The sequence below is a fragment of the Marichromatium gracile genome (assembly GCF_004343155.1).
In the GTDB taxonomy this organism is placed as follows: Bacteria; Pseudomonadota; Gammaproteobacteria; order Chromatiales; family Chromatiaceae; genus Marichromatium; species Marichromatium gracile.
This window is the reverse complement of the sequence record NZ_SMDC01000009.1, coordinates 37,637-59,285: the sequence shown is the minus strand read 5'-3', so window position 1 is coordinate 59,285 and position 21,649 is coordinate 37,637. Positions and strand designations below refer to the sequence as shown.

19 protein-coding genes are annotated in these 21,649 nt (G+C 69.3%); 15 read left to right on the top strand and 4 right to left on the bottom strand.

Features of this window, described 5'->3' with window-relative positions; genetic code table 11:
• Window positions 1-392: 392 nt before the first annotated feature.
• Entirely contained in the window at window positions 393-788 is a 396-nt protein-coding gene (locus tag EDC29_RS12690; RefSeq protein ID WP_132230207.1) for a hypothetical protein, read from the bottom strand.
• Between the two features lie 275 nt (window positions 789-1,063).
• Between EDC29_RS12690 and EDC29_RS12685 the strand changes: the two genes are divergently transcribed.
• Both EDC29_RS12685 and EDC29_RS12680 read left to right on the top strand, forming a co-directional pair.
• Window positions 1,064-1,741, top strand: a complete 678-nt coding sequence (locus EDC29_RS12685) for a heavy metal response regulator transcription factor (RefSeq protein ID WP_123140484.1) — start codon at window positions 1,064-1,066, stop codon at window positions 1,739-1,741.
• Entirely contained in the window at window positions 1,738-3,156 is a 1,419-nt protein-coding gene (locus EDC29_RS12680; protein WP_132230205.1) for a heavy metal sensor histidine kinase, read from the top strand. Before EDC29_RS12685 ends, EDC29_RS12680 begins: the two co-directional genes overlap by 4 nt.
• A gap of 110 nt (window positions 3,157-3,266) precedes the next feature.
• Here EDC29_RS12680 and folK read toward each other — a convergent pair whose 3' ends face one another.
• The 3 genes from folK to metE all read right to left on the bottom strand — a co-directional run bounded on the left by folK (window position 3,267) and on the right by metE (window position 7,792).
• The gene (gene folK, locus EDC29_RS12675; protein ID WP_132230203.1) at window positions 3,267-3,809 is read right to left on the bottom strand and encodes a 2-amino-4-hydroxy-6-hydroxymethyldihydropteridine diphosphokinase; all 543 of its coding nucleotides are present in this window, start codon (window positions 3,807-3,809) and stop codon (window positions 3,267-3,269) included.
• Window positions 3,810-3,920: 111 nt separating this feature from the next.
• Window positions 3,921-5,168: a serine hydroxymethyltransferase gene (gene glyA, locus EDC29_RS12670; protein ID WP_132230201.1), complete on the bottom strand. Its 1,248-nt coding sequence runs from the start codon at window positions 5,166-5,168 to the stop codon at window positions 3,921-3,923.
• Between the two features lie 329 nt (window positions 5,169-5,497).
• Window positions 5,498-7,792: a 5-methyltetrahydropteroyltriglutamate--homocysteine S-methyltransferase gene (gene metE / locus EDC29_RS12665; RefSeq protein WP_123141972.1), complete on the bottom strand. Its 2,295-nt coding sequence runs from the start codon at window positions 7,790-7,792 to the stop codon at window positions 5,498-5,500.
• Between the two features lie 112 nt (window positions 7,793-7,904).
• On the opposite strand from metE, the gene EDC29_RS12660 reads away from it, so the two are divergent.
• The 13 genes from EDC29_RS12660 (at window position 7,905) to EDC29_RS12600 (ending at window position 21,410) form a co-directional block, all read left to right on the top strand.
• Window positions 7,905-8,813 (top strand): LysR family transcriptional regulator, encoded by a 909-nt coding sequence (locus EDC29_RS12660; protein WP_062271381.1) that lies wholly within the window; start codon window positions 7,905-7,907, stop codon window positions 8,811-8,813.
• A 50-nt stretch (window positions 8,814-8,863) separates the two neighbouring features.
• The gene (locus EDC29_RS12655; RefSeq protein ID WP_132230199.1) at window positions 8,864-9,160 is read left to right on the top strand and encodes a hypothetical protein; all 297 of its coding nucleotides are present in this window, start codon (window positions 8,864-8,866) and stop codon (window positions 9,158-9,160) included.
• Between the two features lie 102 nt (window positions 9,161-9,262).
• A complete protein-coding gene (locus EDC29_RS12650) occupies window positions 9,263-9,949 on the top strand; it encodes a hypothetical protein (RefSeq protein WP_123141975.1) in 687 nt (228 codons plus the stop codon).
• 484 nt (window positions 9,950-10,433) lie between these two features.
• Entirely contained in the window at window positions 10,434-11,045 is a 612-nt protein-coding gene (locus EDC29_RS12645; protein ID WP_132230197.1) for a DUF502 domain-containing protein, read from the top strand.
• Between the two features lie 376 nt (window positions 11,046-11,421).
• On the top strand, window positions 11,422-14,130 hold the full coding sequence (locus EDC29_RS12640; RefSeq protein WP_165913517.1) for a hybrid sensor histidine kinase/response regulator: 2,709 nt from the start codon (window positions 11,422-11,424) through the stop codon (window positions 14,128-14,130).
• A gap of 232 nt (window positions 14,131-14,362) precedes the next feature.
• Entirely contained in the window at window positions 14,363-15,811 is a 1,449-nt protein-coding gene (locus EDC29_RS12635; protein ID WP_123140493.1) for a sigma-54-dependent transcriptional regulator, read from the top strand.
• A gap of 310 nt (window positions 15,812-16,121) precedes the next feature.
• On the top strand, window positions 16,122-16,316 hold the full coding sequence (locus EDC29_RS12630; RefSeq protein ID WP_123140494.1) for a CsbD family protein: 195 nt from the start codon (window positions 16,122-16,124) through the stop codon (window positions 16,314-16,316).
• 70 nt (window positions 16,317-16,386) lie between these two features.
• Window positions 16,387-16,554 carry a DUF1328 domain-containing protein gene (locus EDC29_RS12625; protein ID WP_123140495.1) on the top strand — a complete coding sequence of 56 codons (168 nt, stop codon included), beginning with the start codon at window positions 16,387-16,389 and terminating at the stop codon, window positions 16,552-16,554.
• A 53-nt stretch (window positions 16,555-16,607) separates the two neighbouring features.
• Window positions 16,608-17,585 carry a YihY/virulence factor BrkB family protein gene (locus EDC29_RS12620; protein WP_132230193.1) on the top strand — a complete coding sequence of 326 codons (978 nt, stop codon included), beginning with the start codon at window positions 16,608-16,610 and terminating at the stop codon, window positions 17,583-17,585.
• Between the two features lie 26 nt (window positions 17,586-17,611).
• Window positions 17,612-18,646, top strand: a complete 1,035-nt coding sequence (locus tag EDC29_RS12615; protein WP_132230191.1) for a sodium:calcium antiporter — start codon at window positions 17,612-17,614, stop codon at window positions 18,644-18,646.
• 84 nt (window positions 18,647-18,730) lie between these two features.
• Window positions 18,731-20,389, top strand: coding sequence for a magnesium transporter (gene mgtE / locus EDC29_RS12610; RefSeq protein ID WP_123141981.1), 1,659 nt, complete (start codon window positions 18,731-18,733; stop codon window positions 20,387-20,389).
• Between the two features lie 237 nt (window positions 20,390-20,626).
• Complete coding sequence (locus EDC29_RS12605) at window positions 20,627-21,145, top strand: sll1863 family stress response protein (RefSeq protein WP_132230189.1); 519 nt, start codon at window positions 20,627-20,629, stop codon at window positions 21,143-21,145.
• Window positions 21,146-21,221: 76 nt separating this feature from the next.
• Complete coding sequence (locus EDC29_RS12600; RefSeq protein ID WP_123140532.1) at window positions 21,222-21,410, top strand: CsbD family protein; 189 nt, start codon at window positions 21,222-21,224, stop codon at window positions 21,408-21,410.
• The last annotated feature ends 239 nt before the right edge of the window (window positions 21,411-21,649 follow it).

Genomic DNA, 21,649 nt, shown 5'->3' with positions numbered 1-21,649 from the left:
TGGGGAACAGTCTGCCGCTCGGTCGCAAACGCGCGGATGACGCGAGCATGACAAGGTTGTCATCGAGCCGCCGCGGGGCGGGGCGCGAGGATCGCTGCGGGAAACCGGCGGCGCGCCGGTTGCGCCTGCGCGCGGGTGCCTGTCGCGCGGGCGGGGCCCGTCATCGGTGTGGGGCCGGGGCGGGTGTGCGGTCGACTGGTGGGGAAGGGGCGTGTTGCTCGGGGCCGGGGCGTCAGGATGAGCCGTGCCCGCCGGGCACGGCGTGGTCACGCGGACATCGTTCCGCCCGAGCCCGACCCCGTGCGTCGGGCCGGGCGCGAGCGCCGGGTCGCTCGGCGCGACTCAGTGCCACCGGGCGACTGGACGCGGTATCGCCTCCGCCCGCGCGGCGATCACTCGGAGGCGCCCGCTCCCGCGTGGTCGTGAGGTCCCCGTCCGGCGCCGGATGGTCCCATGCCGCCCGACATGCCGCCCGACATCATGTCCATGTGGCCGCGCTTCTGCACCATGTTGCATCCGCTCATGGCGGTCGACATCTGGTCCATGTTGGCCTGCATGTCGTGCATCTGTTGCTGCATCAGCGCCATCCGCTTGCCGGGGTCCTGGGTGGCGCGGATCGTCTGCATCCGTTCCTGCATCGCCGTCATTCGTTGCATCATGGCGGGCATCTGCGCGGCGGGCGCGGCGCTCGCCGCCGGCGCGCTCGCCTCGGCCGCGGCAAGTCCGGGCAGCATCAGGACGGTGGTCAGCGCGAGGCCAGTGGGGGTGATACATCGGAATGCGTTCATCGGTCTCTCCCGAGGTCTCATAGGATGGAAGCCGAGCGGTGCGCGGTCTGTCGTCCGGGCCGCGGCGCCGTCTCGTCGTGCGGGGCTCGCCCCGGACATGACCGGCGTCCCTGATCGAGCGGCCGGTCATCGTCGTCTCAGAGTCTTGGACGCGACCCCGCACAACGCCATGACAGGAGGATGACAAGGCTGTCATCGAGCCTTGGACGCATCCGGACGGACCCCGCCGCGTGCCCGCAACGGCCCGCGGCGCCGCGTCACAGATCGGAGAGACGATGAAGATTTTGATTGTCGAGGACGAGCCGAAGACCGGGAGCTACTTGCGTCAGGGCCTCGGAGAGGCCGGCTACGTGGTGGATCTGGTCGACAACGGCTTCGATGGGCTCCACCAGGCCGAGAGCGGCGAGTACGATCTCGTCGTGCTGGACGTGATGCTGCCCGGTCTCGATGGCTGGCAGGTGCTCCAGGGGCTGCGTCGCGGCCATCCGCATCTCGCCGTGCTCTTCCTGACCGCGCGCGATCAGGTCGAGGATCGCGTCAAGGGGCTCGAGCTGGGCGCCGACGACTATCTGGTCAAGCCCTTCGCCTTCGCCGAGCTGCTCGCCCGCGTGCGCACCCTGCTGCGCCGCGGCCGCGCGCCGAGCGAGCCGTCCGTGCTGCGGGCCGCCGATCTGGAGGTCGATCTGCTGCGTCGCCGGGTGACGCGCGCGGGGCAGCGCATCGAGCTCACGGCCAAGGAGTATGCCCTGCTCGAGCTCTTCCTGCGCCGCCGAGGCGAGGTGCTGCCGCGCTCGCTGATCGCCTCGTCGGTGTGGGACATGAACTTCGACAGCGACACCAACGTCGTCGACGTGGCGGTGCGCCGACTGCGCCTGAAGATCGACAACGACTTCGAGCCGCGTCTCATCCAGACCGTCCGCGGCATGGGCTACGTCCTGGACGTGCCGGCGTGAGGACCCCGTCGCTGACCGTCCGGCTGAGCCTGCTGTTCGCGCTCTCGACCACGGCGCTGCTGGTCGGGCTCGGGTGGACGCTGGAGCGGGCGGTCGCGGCGCACTTCCGCGCCCTCGATCGCGAGGATCTCTCGGGCAAGCTCGCGCTGGTGCAGCGTCTGCTGGGCACCACGGAGACGAGGTCCGCCCTGAAGAAACGGCTCGAGGACATCGTCATCGGCCACCCCGACATGGTGTTGTGGGTGCGCACGGCAGAGGGTGAGCTGATCTTCGAGCGCCGCGCCGGCCTGTTGCCGAGCAACACCTTCGAGCCGGGCGAGGCCGCGCCGCCGTCGCGCGCGGCGGGCGACCCGCCGCGCTGGCTCCAGTGGCGGCGCGGTCCGTACGGCTTTCGCGGGGTGCTCGTCGAGCTGCCGCTGGGGCCGCGGGGAGGCGAGTCGGCATGGGTGGCCATGGGCATCGATATCGGCCATCACCAGCGTTTCATGGCGAGTCTGCGCCATGTCCTGGGACTCTCCGTCGCGCTCACCGCCGTCGCCGCCGCCGGGCTCGGCTGGGGAGCGGTGCGCATGGGTCTGCGTCCGCTGCGGCGCGTGACCTCGCACGTCGCCACGCTCGACGCGAGCCGTCTCGACGCGCGTCTGCCCGAGGCCGGCGTGCCGGTCGAGATCAAGGTCCTGGTGGATGACTTCAATAACATGCTGGCGCGTCTCGAAGAGAGCTTCCGGCGCCTGTCGGACTTTTCCGCGGACGTCGCCCACGAGCTGCGCACGCCCCTCTCCAACCTGACGCTGCAGACCCAGGTGGCGCTCGGCGCCGTGCGCGAGCCCGAGCAGTATCGCGAGATCCTCTATTCGAGCCTGGAGGAATACGAGCGGCTCGCGCGCATGATCAACGACATGCTGTTCCTCGCCCAGGCCGACCACGGGCTGCTGCGGCCGGGGACGACGGTCGTCGATCTGGCCGATGAGGCGCGCGCGCTGTTCGAGTACTTCGAGGCCTGGGCGGAGGAGCGCGGGGTCGGTCTGGAGCTGGCCGGCGAGGCGCAGACGTGCGGCGACCCCTCGATGTTGCGCCGCGCGCTCAGCAATCTGCTGACCAATGCCATTCGCCATACCGAGGCGGGCCGGTCGGTGCGGATCGAGCTGGGGCACGAGCGCGACGCGGTCTGTGTCAGGGTGGAGAATCCCGGTCCGGACATCCCCCCGGAGCAGCTCTCGCGCCTGTTCGACCGCTTCTATCGCGCCGATCCGGCGCGCACCCGCCACAGCGAGGGCGGCGGCCTGGGGCTGGCCATCGTCAGGTCCATCGCGCAGGCGCACGGCGGCACCGCGCGCGCATCCTCACAGGGCGGGCTGACCCGCTTCGAGTTGCGCCTCGGGCGTGCCGATCGTGAGACGTCCGCGGGCACCTGAGCCGCCGCGCCCTGGACGCGGGCGTGCCCACCCGCTGCGGACGCCGCCGGATCGTGGCCCCCATCTTTGATCGTCAGGCCGCGTCGATCGCTCGGGCGACATGCGCGGCCTCACGACCGAGGGCACGCGCAATGCGCACGCCCCGCATCCGCCTCGATCAACTCGTCCGCAAGGGTTGGATCCAAACGGCGCACCGTCGTGGCATCGACCTCGGCTGCGAGCGCGCGAATCGAGCAATCGAGCGCCGGATGGCACAGGTCGTCGACCAGATCGAGCAGCGGGATCAGCACAAAGGCGCGACCGCGGATGCGCGGATGGGGCACCTTGAGCGCGGGCTCGTCGAGGACGAGATCGTCGTAGAAGAGCAGGTCGATGTCGATCAACCGCGGTCCCCACGGGGTGCCCTCGACCCGGCCGAGCCTGCGTTCCAGGGCCTTGAGCCGGACCAGCAGCGTTGGCGCGTCGAGTCTGGTTTCGCCGCGCACGCAGAGGTTGTAGAAATCGCGCTGATCGGTCAGCCCCCAGGGGGCGGTTTCATAGACCGGCGAGAGGACCCGCGTATCCAGCACCTCGGCGAGGTGCGCGACCGCACGCTCGAGGTTGCCGAGTCGGTCGCCCAGATTGGTGCCGAGACTCAGATAGACGGTTGCCATGATGAACAGCCTTGGAGGTGGGGCGGGGACGGTCGGTCCAGTGGATCGTCAAGCGCATCGAGGCGGGTTCGAGGCCGGCGGACACTCAGTCTCCGCCGGCTCGATGGGTCGCTAGCGATAGACCGGGAACCGCTCGGTCAGTCCCGACACCCGCTCGCGTACCTGGGCGATGACCGCGGCGTCCTGCGGCGCATCGAGCACGTCGGCGATCAGGTTGCCGACGAGCCTGGCCTCTTCCGCGCCGAATCCGCGCGTGGTCATGGCCGGGGTGCCGATGCGGATGCCCGAGGTGACGAAGGGCTTCTCGGGATCGTTGGGGATGGCGTTCTTGTTGACCGTGATGTGCGCCTCGCCGAGCAGCCGCTCGGCCTCCTTGCCGGTGAGGCCCTTGGCGCGCAGGTCGACGAGCATCAGATGGCTCTCGGTGCGCCCGGAGACGATGCGCAGACCGCGCGCGATCAGGGTCTCGGCGAGTACGGCGGCGTTGGTCACGACCTGCTGCTGATAGGTCTTGAACTCGGGCGTCATCGCCTCCTTGAAGGCGACCGCCTTGCCGGCGATGACGTGCATCAGCGGGCCGCCCTGGATGCCGGGGAAGATGGCCGAGTTGATGGCCTTGGCGTGCGCCTCGCGCATCAGTATGACGCCGCCGCGCGGGCCGCGCAGGCTCTTGTGCGTGGTGGTGGTGACGAAGTCGGCGTGCGGCACCGGGTTCGGATAGACGCCGGCGGCGATCAGCCCCGCGTAGTGGGCCATGTCGACCATGAAATAGGCGCCGATCTCGCGGGCCACGCGGGCGATGCGCGCGAAGTCGATGCGCAGGGCGAAGGCCGAGGCGCCGGCGATGATGAGCTTGGGTGTGTGCTCGCGCGCCTGGCGCTCAAGCGCCTCGTAGTCGATGTCCTCCTCGGCGTTGAGACCGTAGCTCACCACCCGGAACCACTTGCCGCTCATGTTGAGCGCCATGCCGTGGGTCAGGTGCCCGCCTTCGGCCAGGCTCATGCCCATGATGGTGTCGCCGGGCTTGAGCACCGCGAAGAACACGCCCTGGTTGGCCTGGGAGCCGGAGTTGGGCTGCACGTTGGCCGCCTCGGCGCCGAACAGGGTCTTGACCCGATCGATCGCGAGCTGCTCGACGACGTCGACATGCTCGCAGCCGCCGTAATAGCGCTTGCCCGGATAGCCCTCGGCGTACTTGTTGGTGAGCTGCGAACCCTGAGCGGCCATCACCGCCGGAGAGGTGTAGTTCTCCGAGGCGATCAGCTCGATGTGATCCTCCTGGCGCCGGTTCTCCTGCTCGATGACGGCGGAGACCTCCGGGTCGATGCGGTCGAGTCGGTATTGGGTGCGATCAAACATGTTCGTTCTCGGGGAGGGTTGGAACCGCAAAGGGGCAAAGAGCGCAAAGGGATTGGATGAGTCGCGTCGATGGGCGCCGTCACCCGAGCGGAAGACTCGAACCGGACGACATGCGCCTTCAAACCCTTCCTCATTCTTTGCGTCCTTCGCGCCTTTGCGGTTCGAAGAAAAGAGTTGGAACCGCAAAGGGGCAAAGAGCGCAAAGGGATTGGATGAGTCGCGTCGATGGGCGCCGTCACCCGAGCTGAAGACCCGAACCGGGCGACATGCTCCTTCAAATCCTTACCAATTCTTTGCGTCCTTCGCGCCTTTGCGGTTCAAAAAGACGATCAGCCCAAGCTCGCCCGCAGGGTCTTGGCCGCCGAGACCATGTTGGTCAGGGCCGGGATGACCTCGTTCCACTGGCGGGTCTTGAGACCGCAGTCGGGGTTCACCCAGAGACGCTCGGCCGGGATGCGCTCGGCGGCCTTGCGCATCAGCTCGACCATCTGTTCCTCGGCCGGGATGTTGGGCGAGTGGATGTCGTAGACGCCGGGACCGATCTCGTTCGGGTACTTGAAGTCGTCGAAGACGTCGAGCAGCTCCATGTCCGAGCGCGAGGTCTCGATGGTGATGGCGTCGGCGTCCATGTCGGCGATCGCGGCGATGATGTCGTTGAACTCCGAGTAGCACATGTGGGTGTGGATCTGGGTCTCGTCCGCGACGCCGTTGGCGGTGATGCGGAAGGACTCGATCGCCCAGCCGAGATAGTCATCCCATTGCGACTTGCGCAGCGGCAGGCCCTCGCGCAGCGCCGCCTCGTCGATCTGGATCACGCGCACCCCGGCCCGCTCCAGGTCCAGCACCTCCTCGCGGATGGCCAGGGCCAGCTGGCGGCAGGTGACCGAGCGCGGCTGGTCGTCGCGCACGAAGGACCAGTTGAGGATGGTCACCGGACCGGTGAGCATGCCCTTCATCGGCTTGTCGGTCAGCGACTGGGCGTAGGTGATCCAGTCGACCGTCATCGCCTTGGGACGGCTGATGTCGCCGAAGAGGATCGGCGGCTTGACGCAGCGCGAGCCGTAGGACTGCACCCAGCCGAACTGGCTGAAGGCGTAGCCGTCGAGCTGCTCGCCGAAGTACTCGACCATGTCGTTGCGCTCGGGCTCGCCGTGGACGAAGACATCCAGCCCCAGTGCTTCCTGCTCGCGCACGCAGCGGGCGATCTCGCCGCGCATCGCCTCGACGTAGGCCGCCTCCTCGATGTCACCGGCCTTGAACTGGCGGCGGGTCTGACGGATCTCGGCGGTCTGCGGGAAGGAGCCGATGGTGGTGGTGGGGAACTTGGGGAGCTGGAGCCGCTCGGCCTGCTTGGCGGCGCGCTCGGCATAGGGGCTGTTGCGCTCTCCGAGCCGGGCGTCGATCTTGGCGAGCGCGGCCTTGACCGCGGGGTTGTTGACGCGCGGCGAGCTGCGACGCGCCGCGATGGCGGCGCGGTTGGCGGCCAGCTCGCCCTGGACCGTATGACGCCCCTGGTTCAGCGCGCCGGCCAGGATGCGCAGCTCGTCGAGCTTTTGCTTGGCGAAGGCGAGCCAGGACTTGATCTCGGGATCGAGCCTCTGCTCGCTGTCGAGGTCCACCGGCACGTGCAGCAGCGAGCAGGAGGGCGCGATCCACAGACGCTCGCCGAGCTGCGCCTGGATCGGCTCCAGCCACTCGAGCACCGCGTTCAGATCGGTCTTCCAGATGTTGCGTCCGTCGATCACCCCGAGCGACAGGATCTTGCTGGACGGCAGCAGGTTCAGCAGCGGCACCAGGTCCTCGCGTCCGCGCACGACATCGATGTGCAGGCCCGCCACCGGCAGGTTGGCGGCCAGATAGCGCTGTTCCTGGAGTTCGCCGAAATAGGTCGCCAGCAACAGCTTGACCGGCGCGCTCTTGAGTTCGTGATAGGCGATCTCGAAGGCATGACGCCAGGGCTCGTCGAGTTCGGTGACCAGGATGGGCTCATCGATCTGCACCCAGTCGGCGCCGTGCTCGGCCAGCGTGTTCAGCAGCTCGGCGTAGACCGGCAGCAGGCGCTCGAGCAGCGCCAGCGGATCCGAGCCGTCCTTGGTCTTGCCGAGTGCGAGATAGGTCACCGGGCCGATCACCACCGGCTTGGCCCGCACGCCCTGCGCCTTGGCCTCGGCCAACTGCTCGAGCAGACGCGAGGCGTCGAGCTCGAACCGGGTGTCGGCGGTCAGCTCGGGGACGATGTAGTGATAGTTGGTGTCGAACCACTTGGTCATCTCACCGGCGGCGACGCCGCAGGTGCAGCCGGCCTGCTCCTCGACCGCCGGGGCCGAGCGGCCGCGCGCCACGCGGAAATAGGTGTCGAGTGCATCGCCGGCGAGACCGCGCACGCGCTCGGGCAGATTGCCCAGCGTGAAGCTCATGTCGAGCATCTGGTCGTAGAAGGCGAAATCGCCGACCGGCACCAGGTCCAGTCCGGTCTGCTCCTCCCAGTGCTGCGCGCGGAGCTGGCTGCCGACGGCCTTGAGGTCCTCGATCGAGGACTGGCCCTTCCAATAGGACTCGAGCGCGAACTTCAACTGACGCTTGGCGCCGATGCGGGGAAAACCGAGATTGTGAGTGATGGCCATGTCGAATGTCCTGGTCGATGGAGAAGGGATGTGGCCATTCTCACCAGCATGAAACATGAAATAAAATGGTATTTTCTCATCTAAGCATGCATATCACTCATGGATTGCCCCGATGACACAACTCGAGCGCTCCCATCTGGCCATCGTTCGCGCCGTCGATCAGCAGGGCTCGCTGACCGCCGCCGCCGAGCAGCTCAACCTGACCCAGTCGGCCCTGAGCCATGCGGTGCGCAAGCTGGAGAACCAGCTCGGCGTGGCGCTCTGGACCCGGGAGGGGCGCCGCTTGCGTCCGACGCAGGCCGGGGAGTATCTGCTCTCGGTGGCCGATCGTCTGCTGCCGCAGCTCACCCATGCGGAGGCACGCCTGCGTCAGTTCGCCCTGGGCGAGCGCGGGACGCTTCGCATCGGCATCGAGTGCCACCCCTGCTACCAGTGGCTGCTCAAGGTGGTCTCGCCCTACCTGGCCGCCTGGCCGGACGTGGACGTGGACGTCAAGCAGGAATTCCAGTTCGGCGGCATCGGCGCGCTCTTCGCGCATGAGATCGATCTGCTGGTGACGCCCGATCCGCTCTACGAGACGGGATTGCACTTCGAGCCGGTCCTCGACTACGAGCAGGTGCTGGTGGTGGGGCCGCAGCACGCCCTGCGCACGGCCCCCTTCGTGCAGCCCGCGCAGCTCGCCCGCGAGACCCTGATCACCTATCCCATCGCCATCGACCGGCTCGACATCTACACCCGGTTCCTGCTGCCGGCCGGCATCCGGCCCAAGCGCCAAAAGCCGATCGAGACCACCGACATCATGCTGCAGATGGTCGCCAGTGGACGTGGTGTCGCGGCCCTGCCGCGCTGGCTGGTGGATGAGTACGCGCCCAAGCTCGAGCTGACCGCGGTACGGCTCGGCATGGAGGGGATCGCCAAGCAGATCTTTCTCGGTATTCGCGCGGCCGATGCCGACACCCGCTACCTGAGCGCATTCGTCGAGCTTGCGCGCAAACATCGCGACCAAGGGGGGCGACGCTGAGGCCCCGCCCGGCTTTCGTCCCAAGGATCGACGCCGCCGCCGACCGAGCCTTGGCGAGCACGCTGCGTGGGCCGATGCGCCTGCCGTCGACCGCCGCGGTGATTCAGCCGGACCTGCAAGGCGTCACCTTCCTGATCAAGAGCGCGGTCATTCCCGCGTTCCATCACAAGACGCGGCTGCGTCCGATCCAGGAGGGGCGAACCGGGGATGGGCTCGGCGATCTGGAGTCGATCGGCGGCGGATTCCTTGGCTGGTCCTGCTCGATCCGCCACGTTGTTCCGCGCGCACCTTGGGTCGGCCAGGATCGGCCCGCTCCTTGCAGAAAAAATCCAGAAGACCTTGTATGAGCCAAGTGGCCGGAGCCCGTCGAGCACCGCGCGGGCAGGGCGCCGTGCGGCGCCCCGATCCGGCCCGACCACCGTGATGCGCCACCAATGCCGATGATCGTTATGTCATCAACACAGACCAACACCCCCGCGGGGGCCTCGCTCGAGTCCGAGCGTGAGCGTCTCGCCGATCTGGAACGCCGTTCCCTGCTCGCCGAGCAGGCGCGACAACAGGCCCACAAGATGCGCACCCCCTTGAGCGTGATCAAGCTGGTCGCCGAGACCCTGCAACTCGAACTCGTCGAGGATCGGGCGCACCGCGAGCGCCTCCAGCGCCTGCTCGGCGCCGCCGCGACGCTCTCCGACGGACTCAGCGACTCGGTGCGCTCGACGCGCTTCGGCGACGGCCCGCCGCAGCGGCTCGATGCCGCGGCCCTGGGCGCCGGGGTGATACGGGTCCATGGTGGACGGGTCGTTCCGCTCGCCGAGGACGTCGGCGTGGTGGTGGAGGTCGAGCGCGACAGCCTCGAGGCGGCGCTGGTCCACTGTCTGCGGCTCATCGGTATCGGCACCGATTGCATTGGTGCCCGCGACCACCGGCCGCTCCTCGAGTGTCGGGTGGTGGCCGGGCGGCTCGTGCTGCGGCTGCGCGCCGAGGGTGGGCGGGCGGCGGAACTCCCCGTCGAGCGCGCCGATCTGCGCTTGATGGCGCAGGCGGCCGAGCGTGCCGCGCGCGACAGCGGCGGCACCCTCCACCTGGCCGAGGACACGGCGACCCTGGAGCTGCCGCTGGCGCCGTCGCCGGCGTAGTCGGTCGCGCCGACCGGTTCAGTCGTCCAGCGAGGCGACCGCGCGCAGCGCCTGTGCCTTGAGCGCCAGATGCAACACCCCGTTGTCGCGCTCGACCCCGTCGATCGTGCGCCGCATCATCCGCGCGGCGACTCCTGCGAAGCAGGCGTCGCGCCATCGCCTCGTGCGCCCATGTCGCCGTGCCGGGCGGTGACGGGCGCCGCGCGGGTGTCGCCCGACAGCGCCGTGCGGTGCAATTCAACCCGGGGCGGTTGTAATGCCCCGCTCGGGGTCGCCGTGATCGGGCCGCGCGCTCGCCGTCTCGCCCGTCGCCGCGCGCGGTCGTCGCCGTGGTGCGGTCTGGCATCGGCAGTGCTTGCGTGTGGAGGACGCGGGGGGCCGCCCGCTTGGATGCGCCGGGACCGCTGGCCCGGATCACGGCGCACGATGCCGAAGGAGACATGCCGATGACGGATTCACTGAGCCCGGAGGAGCGAGCGTCGAGATGAGTCGGAAAAACCTGTTCGAGAGACTGCGCAACTGGTTCCTGCAGGGGGTGGCGTTGCTCGCGCCCCTGGTCATCACCATCGCCTTCCTGGTCTGGCTCGGGCGCTCGGTGGAGCTGTTCATGGGGGATCTGGTGCGTGTGCTGATGCCCGCTGGCTGGTATCTGCCCGGCATGGGGCTGGTCGCCGGCGTGGCGTTGACGGTCGTCGCCGGGTTGATCGCCAACCTCTTCCTGGTGCGCTGGCTGCTCAGGTTGGCCGAGCGCGTGCTCGATCGCATCCCGCTGGTGAAGAGCCTCTTCCAGGGCATCAAGGACGTGTCGCGATTCTTTGCCAAGGATGGCGACGAGGGGTTGGGTCGGCCCGTGGCGGTCGATATCCAGGGGATGCTGCTGGTCGGTTTCGTGATGCAGGAGCGCGTCGTCCTGCCCGGCGCCGATGACGGTGACGACCGGGTGGCCGTGTTCCTGCCGATGAGCTATCAGTTGGGCGGTTTCACCGTCTATCTGGAGCGCGACCGGATCGGCCAGCTCGATGTCGGCGCCGATCGCGCCATGCGCGCGGTGCTCACGGGTGGTTCACTGGGCGGTGATGCCGGTCTGGGGAGATGATGCGTCTGGCCAGCTTGCCGCGACGGCGTGCCGCTGAGCGTCTGGTCGGCCGCTGGGCCGTTACTGCGGCTGGGCTCAGGCGCGCCGAGCCCTCCTCAGGCCTCCCGCCTCTGTCTTAATCAACCGGATTGTATTGCGCGGGCGATCGGTGTTCCGAATGAGCCCGGCACGCCGCTCGGGGTTATCCTGAACGCATAGGAGGAGGCCGGGCTCGGCGTGGCGCCATGTTGTACGCAGCAACCCGGGCAGAGATGGTGCCTCCACTGCAGACCTCTGGGTCTCCAACGAGGGGGCGACGTCGATGACCAGGGAGCGGTGCTCCACCGATGATGAACTGAAGACCGCCGGGGCAGGGCGACAGGTGCTCAACGATGAGTTGACCTGGCTCATGGACCGGGTGCGCGAGCTGGAGACGGCCAACGAGGTGCTCGACGCCCTCCTGGTCGGCACCGAGATGCCGGTGCTCTTTGTCGATCCGCGGTTGCGCGTGCGCCGCTGGACCCCGGCGACGGAGACGCTGCTGCGACCCGGCGGGGTCGAGCCCGGTTGCCCGCTGGCGGACCTCGGCTGGCGCCTGGAGGATGCCGGGCTGGTCGACGAGGCCGCGTTGGTGCTGGCGGGCACGCCGGTGGTGCCGCGCGAGGTCCCGGGCGACGGCGGGCACTGGTCTCTGCGCCGGATACGGCCCTATCGTTCGAGCGCGGGCCAGATCGACGGGGCCATCATCACCTGGACCGACATCACCGCGCGCAAGTGCGCCGAGGCGGCGCCGGCCGATCGCGACCATACCCTGTGCCGTCTCGCCGATGCGCTGCCGGTGTTGATCTCGCGGGTCGACGCGTCGCTGTGCTATCGCTTCAACAATGCCGCCTATGCCCGCTGGTTCGGGCTCGATCCGGCAGAGATCCGCGGCAGACCGGTGGTCGATGTCCTTGGCGAGGAGGCCTTCGCGCTGGTCCGTCCCCACATGGAGCAGGCGCTGGCGGGCTCGGTCTGTCGCTTCGACGCCTGGCTGCCCTATCAGGGCGCGGGCACCCGTTGCTGCCAGATCGAGTACATCCCGGACCGACGCGACAACGGCACCGTCGACGGCTTCTTCGTGCTGGTCATCGACATCACCGAGCGGCGTCGCAACGCCGAGGAGATCGCCCGACTCAATGCCGAGAACCGGGCGCGCGCCGGCGAGCTGCGCGCGGTCTTCGAGGCCGCCCCGGTGGGGATCTATATCGGTCGCGATCTCGAGTGCCGCAACATGGACATGAACCGCGCCGGCGCCGAGATCCTGCGCCTGCCCGTGCACAGCAACCCCTCGCTGTCCGGGCCCGATGCCACCGCGCTGCCGTTTCGCGTCTTCCACGCCGGGCGCGAGCTGACCACCGCCGAGCTGCCGATGCAGGTCGCGGCGCGTGAGGGCGAGCCGGTGCACGACTTCCACGAGGAGATCCACTTCGCCGACGGTGAGGTCAGGCATCTCATCGCCTCGGCCGCGCCCCTGCGCGACGAGACCGGCGAGGTCGGGGGCTGTGTCGGCATCCTCGCCGACGTCACCCGCGCCACGCGGGCCGAGCGGCGTTACCGCGAGACCCTGGAGCGGCTCAAGCTGCATGTCGACAAGTCCCCGGTCGCCTCGCTGGAGTGGGCGGCCGATACCACCCTGCTGCGCTGGTCGACGGCGGCGGAACGGGTGTTCGGCTGGAGCGAGGCCGAGGCGCTGCGCGGGTCGCTGCGTGGGCTGGGGCTGTTCCCCGACGAGGCGCGCGAGCCCTTCGCGGACATGGTCGGCGCACTGGTCGGCGGGCTGGTCGAGCACAATCAGGCGCTCCACCTCAACCGCCGCAAGGATGGCGAGACCATCTGGTGCGAGTGGCACAACTCGGTGCTGCGCGACGCCGACGGTCGGCTGGTCTCGGTGCTCTCGCTGGCGCTCGACGTCAGCGGCCAGCAGGCGCTGCAGACGAGCCTGCGCCGCCAGGCCGAGCAGCTCACCGAGGCCGACCGGCGCAAGGACGAGTTCCTGTCGATGCTCGGTCACGAGCTGCGCAACCCGTTGGCGCCGGTGCGCAACGCGCTGGACCGTCTGGCGCTGGGCGAGACCGATCAGACCACGCTCGACTGGGCGCTCGGGGTGATCGACCGTCAGACCCATCATCTGGAGCGACTGGTGCACGACCTGCTCGATGTCGCCCGCATCACCCGCGGCGCGATCGAGCTGAAGATGGCGCGCCAGGACCTGGGGCGATTGGTGCGCGAGGCGCTGGAGGTGGTCGAGCACGAGGCGCGCGCGCGTGAGCATACGCTCGCGCTCGACCTGCCGCCGGGGGCGGTGGTGGTGCGCGGCGACGCGACGCGGCTCGTCCAGGTGCTGAGCAATGTGCTGCACAACGCCGTCAAGTACACCGATCGAGCCGGGCGCATCGCCGTCGGTCTGGTCGCGGACGCCGGGGTGGCCAGGGTCACGGTCGCGGACGACGGGCGGGGCATCCCCCCCGAGTCGATCCCCACCTTGTTCGAGCCCTTCACGCAGGGGCCGCGTTCGCTGGCGCGGGTGGAGGGCGGCCTCGGGTTGGGGCTGACCCTGGTGAAGAACCTGGTCGGGCTGCACGGCGGCAGCATCGATCTGCACAGCGACGGGGCCGGCCAGGGTACCCGTGTCACGCTGACCTTTCCGCTCGATGCCGGCCCCGCGCCCGAGACCGACGTGGGGCCCGGCGCTGCGGCGGGGGACGATGCGCCGGGCGAGGGCAGACGGGTGTTGATCGTCGATGACAGCCCCGATGTGGTCGAGGCGGCGAGCGAGCTGCTGCGCGCGCTCGGCCACGAGGTCAGCGGCGGCGCGAGCGGGGCCGAGGCGCTGGAGGCGGTCTCCCGGGTGCGTCCGGACCTGATCCTGCTGGACATCGGCCTGCCCGATATCGACGGCATCGAGGTCGCGCGCCGCCTCGCCGAGCGCCCCGAGCGCCGGGCCTTCCGGCTGGTGGCGGTGTCGGGCTACGGCGTGTCGAGCCTCGGCGAGGAGGCGGCGCTGTTCGACGCGCACCTGCTCAAGCCGGTCGGCGTCGCCGACCTCAAGCGGTTGCTGGAGTAGCCCCGGGGAGACGGTCGCATTCCCCCGCTGCCGAGGCGTGCATTCGCCACCGATCGTCTCCAGATCCTCCACTGGCGCGCCGGTCGCGGCGCCGGGGATGCGTGGACGGGGCGCGGCCGCTGTCGAGGATGCCCCCGTGCCCGCGCCGTGGCACGCCATCGAGACTGGTGCGGCTTGATGCCCGAGGGTGTTCGCGCCTCCATCCCGACGCTGACGAGGAGACCTGACACTGATGGGGAATTCGCTGCTGATCATCGAGGACGACGCGGCCTTCGGCGAGGAGCTGGCCCGGCACTTCACCACCAAGGGCTGGGACGTCGAACATGCGACGACGCTCGGCGAGGCGCGGCGGCGACTGCTCGAGGAGTGTCTCGAGCCGCAGGTGACCCTTGCCGACATGAGCCTGCCCGACGGCAACGTGCTCGACCTGCTCGACGAGGTGCGTGAGGCGAAGATCGCCGGCGAGTGGATCCTGCTGACCGGCTACGGCGGTGTCTCCGACTCGGTCAGGGCGCTGCGCCTGGGGGCCTACGACTTCCTCGAGAAGCCCTGCGCGCTGAACCGGCTTGAGCTGGTGGTCTCCGGGGCGCGCCGCGCGGCCATGGCGCAGCGCCGTCTCAGTCGCGAGAGCCGCGACCGGCGGCGGCGCTACGGCGTCGAGTCCTATATCGGCCGCAGCGAGATCACCCGCGCGACGCGCGAGATGATCGCGCGCCTCGCCGAGGTGCCCTTCAGCGCCCTGGTCATCGGTGGCGAGACCGGTGTCGGCAAGGGGCTGGTCGCCCGCATCCTCCACCACGCCGGTCCCCGCGCCGACGGTCCGATGATCGAGGTCAACTGTGCCGCGCTGCCGCGCGAGCTGCTGGAGTCCGAGCTGTTCGGCCATGAGTCCGGCGCCTTCACCGGCGCCAAGGGGCGCCATCGCGGTTATCTGGAGCAGGCCAACGAGGGCACGCTGTTTCTCGACGAGATCGCCGAGATGGATCTCGACCTGCAGACCAAGCTGCTGACCGTGCTGGAGGACCATCGCGTCCGCCGGCTGGGCGCGGAGAAGGCGATCGACGTCGACGTGCAGGTGATCGCCGCGAGCAACCGCAACCTGGAGCAACGGGTGCGCGATGGCGACTTCCGCAGCGATCTCTACCATCGGCTCAGCGTCTTCCGGCTCGACCTGCCGCCGCTGCGCGAGCGCCTCGACGATCTCCACGAGCTGGTGCCGACGCTGGTCGACGAGTACAACGCGCGCTCGGGCAACCGCGTGCGCGAGATCCCGGAGGCGGTCTATGAGCGGATGCGCGCCTACAGCTGGCCGGGCAACGTGCGCGAGCTGCGCAACGTCGTCGAGCGCGCGGTGCTGCTGGCCCGTGGCGAGTGCTTCCCGATCGAGTGGATGCAGCTCGGCAGCGGTCTGGTGCCCGGTCCCGAGGAGGCGCCCGCGCCCGGCGTCGACGGCGACCTGCTGACCATCCCGCTCGATGGCAGCATGGCGCTCGACGAGATGGACAGCTACATCATCCGCACCGCGCTGGAGCGCAGCGGCTATAACGTCACCGCCGCCGCGCGTGCCCTCGGCACCACCCGCGAGACCCTGCGCTATCGCATCCAGAAGTACGGTCTCAGGGACGGCGAGCCGCGCGGCGCCGTCTCCGCGAACACCGCCGGCGCCGAGGGGAGCGGCTGAGCCGCTCCCGCGTCGTCGGATGCGTCCCCCGCCGCCTCCGCGCGTCTCTTGCCCGGCGACGGGGCCTTTCCACCGCAGCCACCGAGATGGCTGGCCATATCCCCCAATGTCGCGCGATCTCCCGCCGCCGCCGGCGTGCGTCCGTGGCGTCGCGCCCGGTCATGACGGGCGCGGGGCGCCGATGTCGAAAGCTGGCATGCAGGCTGCAAGCTTGATGACCAGCAGGCGTCGCCGGGCGTGGACAGCGCGTCCCGGTCGCCTGGAGGCGCGCCGATCGGGCGCGCCATCACGCGAAACCTGGAGGTCTTGCATGAACTGGAACGAGGTCAAGGGGAAGTGGACGGAGATGAAGGGGCACGTCAAGGCGCGCTGGGCCGATCTCACCGATGACGATCTGCTCGCCATCGAGGGCGAGCGCGACAAGCTCGTCGGCAAGATCCAGGAGCGTTACGGCCTTGCCAAGGAGGAGGCCGAGCGTCAGGTCGAGGAATACGAGAAGGGATGATCGCCTCCTCGGGCGGCGCGGCGTGCGCCGCGCGCCCGTCGACCGGATTCATGTCACTGAGGAGGTTGTGATGATCAGACTCGCGCTCGTCTTCCTGATCGTGGCGTTGATCGCCGGCGCACTCGGGCTGACCGGTATCGCCGGCACCGCGTCCAGTATCGCCTGGATACTCTTCGTCGTCGGACTCGTCTTTGCGGTGGTGTTGTTCGTGTTCGGACGTCGGCCGCCGACGCTGTGACCGGGGTGAGGCCGCCGCGCCGCGCGCGCGGCCAGGCCAAGGGGAGGGATGTGATGGATGTCGATGATCGCGCCGGTCAGGCGATCGGTCGCTTGGCCGATGCGCCCAACGAGATCCCGCCGGGCGGCTGGGTCCGGATCGCCAAGCGGGCTTGGCGGGCGGCGGGCGCCGACAACGTCTCGCTGGTCGCCGCCGGGGTCGCGTTCTACAGCCTGCTGGCGGTGTTCCCGGGCATCGCCGCGCTGATCGCCCTGTTCGGGCTGGTCGCCGACCCCGCGCAGGTCGAGGGGCAGTTCTCCGCGCTCAGCGCCGTGCTGCCCGCAGAGGTCTATCAACTGCTCTCGCAGCAGATGCGCGAGGTCGCCTCGGGCTCGGGGCAGAGCCTCGGCGCCGGGCTGGCGGGCGCGATCCTGCTGTCGGTGTGGAGCGCCACGCGGGCGACGCGGTCGCTGATCGCGGCGCTGAACATCGTCTACGACGAGCGCGAGCGTCGAGGCTTCCTGCGGCTGAATCTCACCGCCTTCGTCGTGACCTTCTCGCTGGTGCTGCTGGTCGCCGTGGTGCTGGCGCTGATCGTGGCGGTGCCGGTCGCGATGCGTTATGTCGGCCTGGGTGCGCTGGCGCAGGTGCTCGTCAATCTGGTGCGCTGGCCGGTGCTGGCCGCGTTGGCGCTGACCCTGCTCGCGGTCCTCTATCGCTATGGCCCGTCACGCCGCCAGGCGCGCTGGCGCTGGGTCTCGGTCGGCTCGTCGCTCGCCGTGGTGCTGTGGCTGGTCGCCTCGGCCCTGTTCTCGGTCTATGTCTCGCGCTTCGGTACCTACAACGCGACCTATGGCTCGATCGGCGCGGTCATCGTGCTGCTGATGTGGCTCTATCTCTCGGCGCTGATCACCATCCTCGGCGCCGAGCTCAACGCCGAGATCGAGCGCCAGACCGCGCGCGACACCACCCGGGGCGAGCCGCGTCCGCGCGGCGAGCGGGGGGCCTATGTGGCCGATCACCTGCCCGACGATGCGCCCTCTGCGGACTGAGTGGCGCGTGTTGAGGCGCGAAGACGATGCCCTCGGCTGAGCACTGGTCACTGGCGCTGATCGTCGTCGTGCTGGTCGCGAGCGCGGCGGTGATCGCCGTGGTCGGGACGCGCATGGCGCGGCTCGCCGACCGTCTCGCCGATCTGACCGGGCTCGGCGAGGCGGTGTTCGGCGCGGTGCTGCTCGGCGCCAGCACCTCGCTGCCCGGGATCATCGTCTCGCTCACCGTCGCCTCGGCGGGCAAGGCCGAGCTTGCGGTCAGCAACGCCGTCGGCGGCATCGCGGCGCAGACGGCCTTTCTCGTCGTCGCCGACATCCTCTATCGTCGCGCCAATCTCGAGCACGCCGCCGCCTCGGTGCCCAATCTCATCAACGGTGCGCTGCTCTGCGCGCTGCTCGCGGTGCCGTTGATGGCCGCAACGGCGCCGCCGGTGACGCTCTTCGGGGTCCATCCGGCCTCGTTCCTGCTGCTGGCGCTCTACGCACTCGGGGTGCGCCTGGCCGCCGTCGCCCGGGGGCAGCCGGCCTGGTATCCGGTGCAGACCGGCGAGACCCGCGAGGACGTCCCGGAGACGTCCGACGATGATGGGGCGGGGCAACGCCGGTTGTGGGCGGGCTTCGTCGCGGCGGTGATCCTGGTCGGTGCCGCGGGCTATCTCGTCGGCGTTGCGGGGATGGCGCTGGTGCGGGTGACCGGGCTCTCGGAGACCCTGGTCGGGGTCCTCTTCACCGCCGTGGTGACCTCGCTCCCGGAGCTGGTCACCGCGATCGCCGCCGTGCGCCACGGTGCGCTGACGCTCGCCGTCGGCGGCATCATCGGCGGCAATACCTTCGATGTGCTGTTTCTCGCGTTCTCCGATATCGCCTATCGGCCGGGATCGCTCTACCATGCCGTCGGGGATCAGCCACTGTTCATCATCAGTCAGACGATTCTGCTGACCGCCACGCTGCTGCTCGGACTGATCCGGCGCGAGCGCAGCGGCATCGGCAACATCGGCTTCGAGAGCTGGTTGGTGCTGATCTTCTACGGTATCGGTCTCGGCGTCATCGTCCTCGGCTGAACCCATCGCCCGTCTCCTCGGGCGGCCGCCCTCGTGCGGGGGACCGATGACCCTCCATCCCGATAGCCGCAATGGAACAAGCCCTTGAAGCGAGACCTGCAACCCGATCCGAACGACCTGATCGCCACCGAGATCGACCATCTGCGTGAGTTGCTCGCGCAGGGTCAGGGCAAGCGCGCGCGCCGCCTGCTCAAGAAGATGCACCCGGCCAAGATCGCCAGCCTGCTCGAGACGCTCACCCCGGCGCAGCGGGTGGCCGCCTGGCATCAGGTCGAGGCGCGCACCGAGGACAAGGTGCGCGCGCACCTCTCGGCCACGCTGCGCGCCCGACTCGCCCGCGACCTCGAGATCGAGGCCGCCGCGGAGTCCGACCCCGACTCGCGACACCTCGACGGCCCGCCCGAGGACGAGCCGGAGACCCAGTTGCGTCTGGTCCTGGAGGCGCTGGAGGAGGGCAAGCTCAAGCGCATCGCGCGGCTGTTTCGCAAGCTCCACCCGGCGCGCATCGCCGGGTTGCTGGAGTCGCTGCCGGCGACCGAGCGCGCCGCCGCCTGGGACATGATCGACGGTGAGCGCACCGCCAAGGTCCTGCGCCACCTGCAGGAGGAGGTGCGCCGCCGTCTCGCCGCGGAGATGGATCTGGATCATCTGGTCGAGGCCGCGCGCGGCCTCGAGCCAGATGATCTGGTCGACCTCATCCAGGATCTGCCGATGGCCACCGGTCGGCAGATCCTCGAGGCGATGGACCGGCGCGAGCGCGAGCGCCTGCAGTCGATGCTCTCCTACCCCGAGGACAGCGCCGGCGGCCTGATGAACATGGACCAGATCGCGGTGCGCGCCAACATCCGGGTCGGTACCCTGCTGCGTTATCTGCGACTGCGCGAGGACCTGCCGCCGAACACCGACAAGTTCTTCGTCATCGACCGCAAGCAGCACTATCAGGGCGTGCTGCGCACGCGCCGGGTGCTGACCGCGCGCCCCGAGACGCTGGTCTCGGAGCTGATGGAGACCGACTTCGAGCCGGTGCCCGCCGACCAGCCGAGCGACGCGGTGGCGCGCCGCTTCGAGGAGGAAGACCTCAGCTCGGCGCCGGTGGTGGATGCCGACGGACGCCTGCTCGGGCGCATCACCGTCGATGACGTGGTCGACGTCATCCGCGAGCAGGCCGCGCACGCGATCATGGGCATGGCCGGGCTGGACGAGGAGACGGACATGTTCGCCCCGGTGCTGGCGAGCAGCCGACGACGGGCGGTGTGGCTCGGCATCAACCTGATCACCGCCTTTCTCGCCGCCTGGGTCATCGGTCTGTTCGAGGGCACCCTGCAACAGGTGGTGGCGCTCGCGGTACTGATGCCGATCGTCGCCAGCATGGGCGGTATCGCCGGCAGCCAGACGCTGACCCTGGTCATCCGCGGGTTGGCGACGGGGCAACTCGGTGGCGGCAACACCCGCATCCTGCTGTTGAAGGAGGCCGGGATCGGTCTGCTGAACGGCCTGCTCTGGGCGCTGGTGGTCGCCGCCCTGGCGATCCTCTGGTTCGGCGACTGGGCGATCGGCGGCATCATCGCCGTGGCGATCCTGCTCAACCTGCTCTGCGCGGCGCTCTCCGGGGTCGCCATCCCGCTGCTGATGCGCCGTTTCGGCATCGATCCCGCCCTGGCCGGGAGCGTGGTGCTGACCACGGTCACCGATATCGTCGGCTTCTTCGCCTTCCTGGGGCTGGCGACTGTGGTGTTGCTCTAGCCGCTCGGCTCCGCGTCGACGGCGGGGCATATGCCCCCGTCGGCGGGGGCTATCCCCCGATCGGTCGGGGCACCCGCGCATGGGGTCAGCCCTTGCGCCCCGTCATGGCGCGCTCCGGAAGGGTTGGCATCGGCTTTGCAACTTCTCCACCGAGGGATGATGCCCCGCGAGCCTCGCGGCCATCTCCACGTGAACCGCCACCATTTTCCGGTCACGACCACCATGGAGGAGCACGACATGAAACCGATTCTCGCCACCAGCGCCGCACTCTTCTTCACCCTGTTCTCGCTCAGCGCGATGACCCAGGCGGAGATGTCCGATGAGAAGGGCATGATGCAGGAGTCCGAGATGTCCGAGGACAAGGGCATGATGCACGAGGCCGGGATGCCGCCGGCCGAGGAGATCAAGCAGGACACCAAGGATCTGCTCGCCTCGCTCAAGGCCTATGGCGCCGATCAGCGCGAGGCGGCGGTGAAGGCGACCAAGGAGGCGCTGGAGGCCGCCGACGAGCGCATCGACGCCTTGCAGGCGCGTCTCGACGAGAACTGGGACGACATGAGCGAGGCCGCCCGCGAGAAGACGCAGGCGAGCATGACGGCGTTGCGCGAGCGTCGCGCCCAGGTCGCCGAGTGGTACGAGGACATGGAGAGCAGCTCCGACAGCGCCTGGGACGAGATCAAGGAGGGCTTCGCCGAGGCCTACGAGGCGCTGGGCGAGGCCTGGCACGAGGCCGTCGAGTCCTTCGAGGAGGAATGACCATCCGCGCAAGCAGCGACGAACTCACCGAACATCCACCAGCCAGAGACCGGTCGTGACCGGTCGGGAGAAGACCATGAACTGGGAACAGATCCGTGGCAATTGGGAACAGGCCAAGGGCGAGCTGAAGGTGCGCTGGGGCAAGTTGACCGACGATGACCTGGCGCTGATCGATGGCGAACGCGACAAGCTCGTCGGTAGCCTGCAGGAGAAGTACGGCGTCACCAAGGAGGAGGCGATCAAGCAGGTCGACGAGCTGCACTGATCGTCGTCGCCCGGGCCAGGGATGGCCCGGGGCGTGCCGCCATCGCGGACATGCCGGGCGAGCCCGTTCGACGGGCTCGCTTTTTTTGTGTCTCCGGTCGCTCCATCACGTCGCCCGCTGCGCGTCGTGCCACTGCGCCAGATCCGTCGTCGCGCGTGTGGACAGGGTCGGGCGGCCGGGGCAGGTGGATAACCACCGTTGCCCGTGGGAGCGGTCGGGGCAATTGCCCCGTGGGTCAT

Bases quoted from the DNA above. Each gene is read 5' to 3' on its own strand.
- EDC29_RS12635 (WP_123140493.1), top strand. From the start codon at position 14,363: ATGGGGAATTCGCTGCTGATCATCGAGGACGACGCGGCCTTCGGCGAG.
- folK (WP_132230203.1), bottom strand. From the start codon at position 3,809: ATGGCAACCGTCTATCTGAGTCTCGGCACCAATCTGGGCGACCGACTC.
- EDC29_RS12615 (WP_132230191.1), top strand. From the start codon at position 17,612: ATGCCCTCGGCTGAGCACTGGTCACTGGCGCTGATCGTCGTCGTGCTG.
- glyA (WP_132230201.1), bottom strand. From the start codon at position 5,168: ATGTTTGATCGCACCCAATACCGACTCGACCGCATCGACCCGGAGGTC.
- metE (WP_123141972.1), bottom strand. From the start codon at position 7,792: ATGGCCATCACTCACAATCTCGGTTTTCCCCGCATCGGCGCCAAGCGT.
- EDC29_RS12620 (WP_132230193.1), top strand. From the start codon at position 16,608: ATGGATGTCGATGATCGCGCCGGTCAGGCGATCGGTCGCTTGGCCGAT.
- EDC29_RS12625 (WP_123140495.1), top strand. From the start codon at position 16,387: ATGATCAGACTCGCGCTCGTCTTCCTGATCGTGGCGTTGATCGCCGGC.
- EDC29_RS12685 (WP_123140484.1), top strand. From the start codon at position 1,064: ATGAAGATTTTGATTGTCGAGGACGAGCCGAAGACCGGGAGCTACTTG.
- EDC29_RS12660 (WP_062271381.1), top strand. From the start codon at position 7,905: ATGACACAACTCGAGCGCTCCCATCTGGCCATCGTTCGCGCCGTCGAT.
- EDC29_RS12650 (WP_123141975.1), top strand. From the start codon at position 9,263: ATGTCATCAACACAGACCAACACCCCCGCGGGGGCCTCGCTCGAGTCC.
- EDC29_RS12600 (WP_123140532.1), top strand. From the start codon at position 21,222: ATGAACTGGGAACAGATCCGTGGCAATTGGGAACAGGCCAAGGGCGAG.
- EDC29_RS12690 (WP_132230207.1), bottom strand. From the start codon at position 788: ATGAACGCATTCCGATGTATCACCCCCACTGGCCTCGCGCTGACCACC.
- EDC29_RS12630 (WP_123140494.1), top strand. From the start codon at position 16,122: ATGAACTGGAACGAGGTCAAGGGGAAGTGGACGGAGATGAAGGGGCAC.
- EDC29_RS12645 (WP_132230197.1), top strand. From the start codon at position 10,434: ATGAGTCGGAAAAACCTGTTCGAGAGACTGCGCAACTGGTTCCTGCAG.
- EDC29_RS12605 (WP_132230189.1), top strand. From the start codon at position 20,627: ATGAAACCGATTCTCGCCACCAGCGCCGCACTCTTCTTCACCCTGTTC.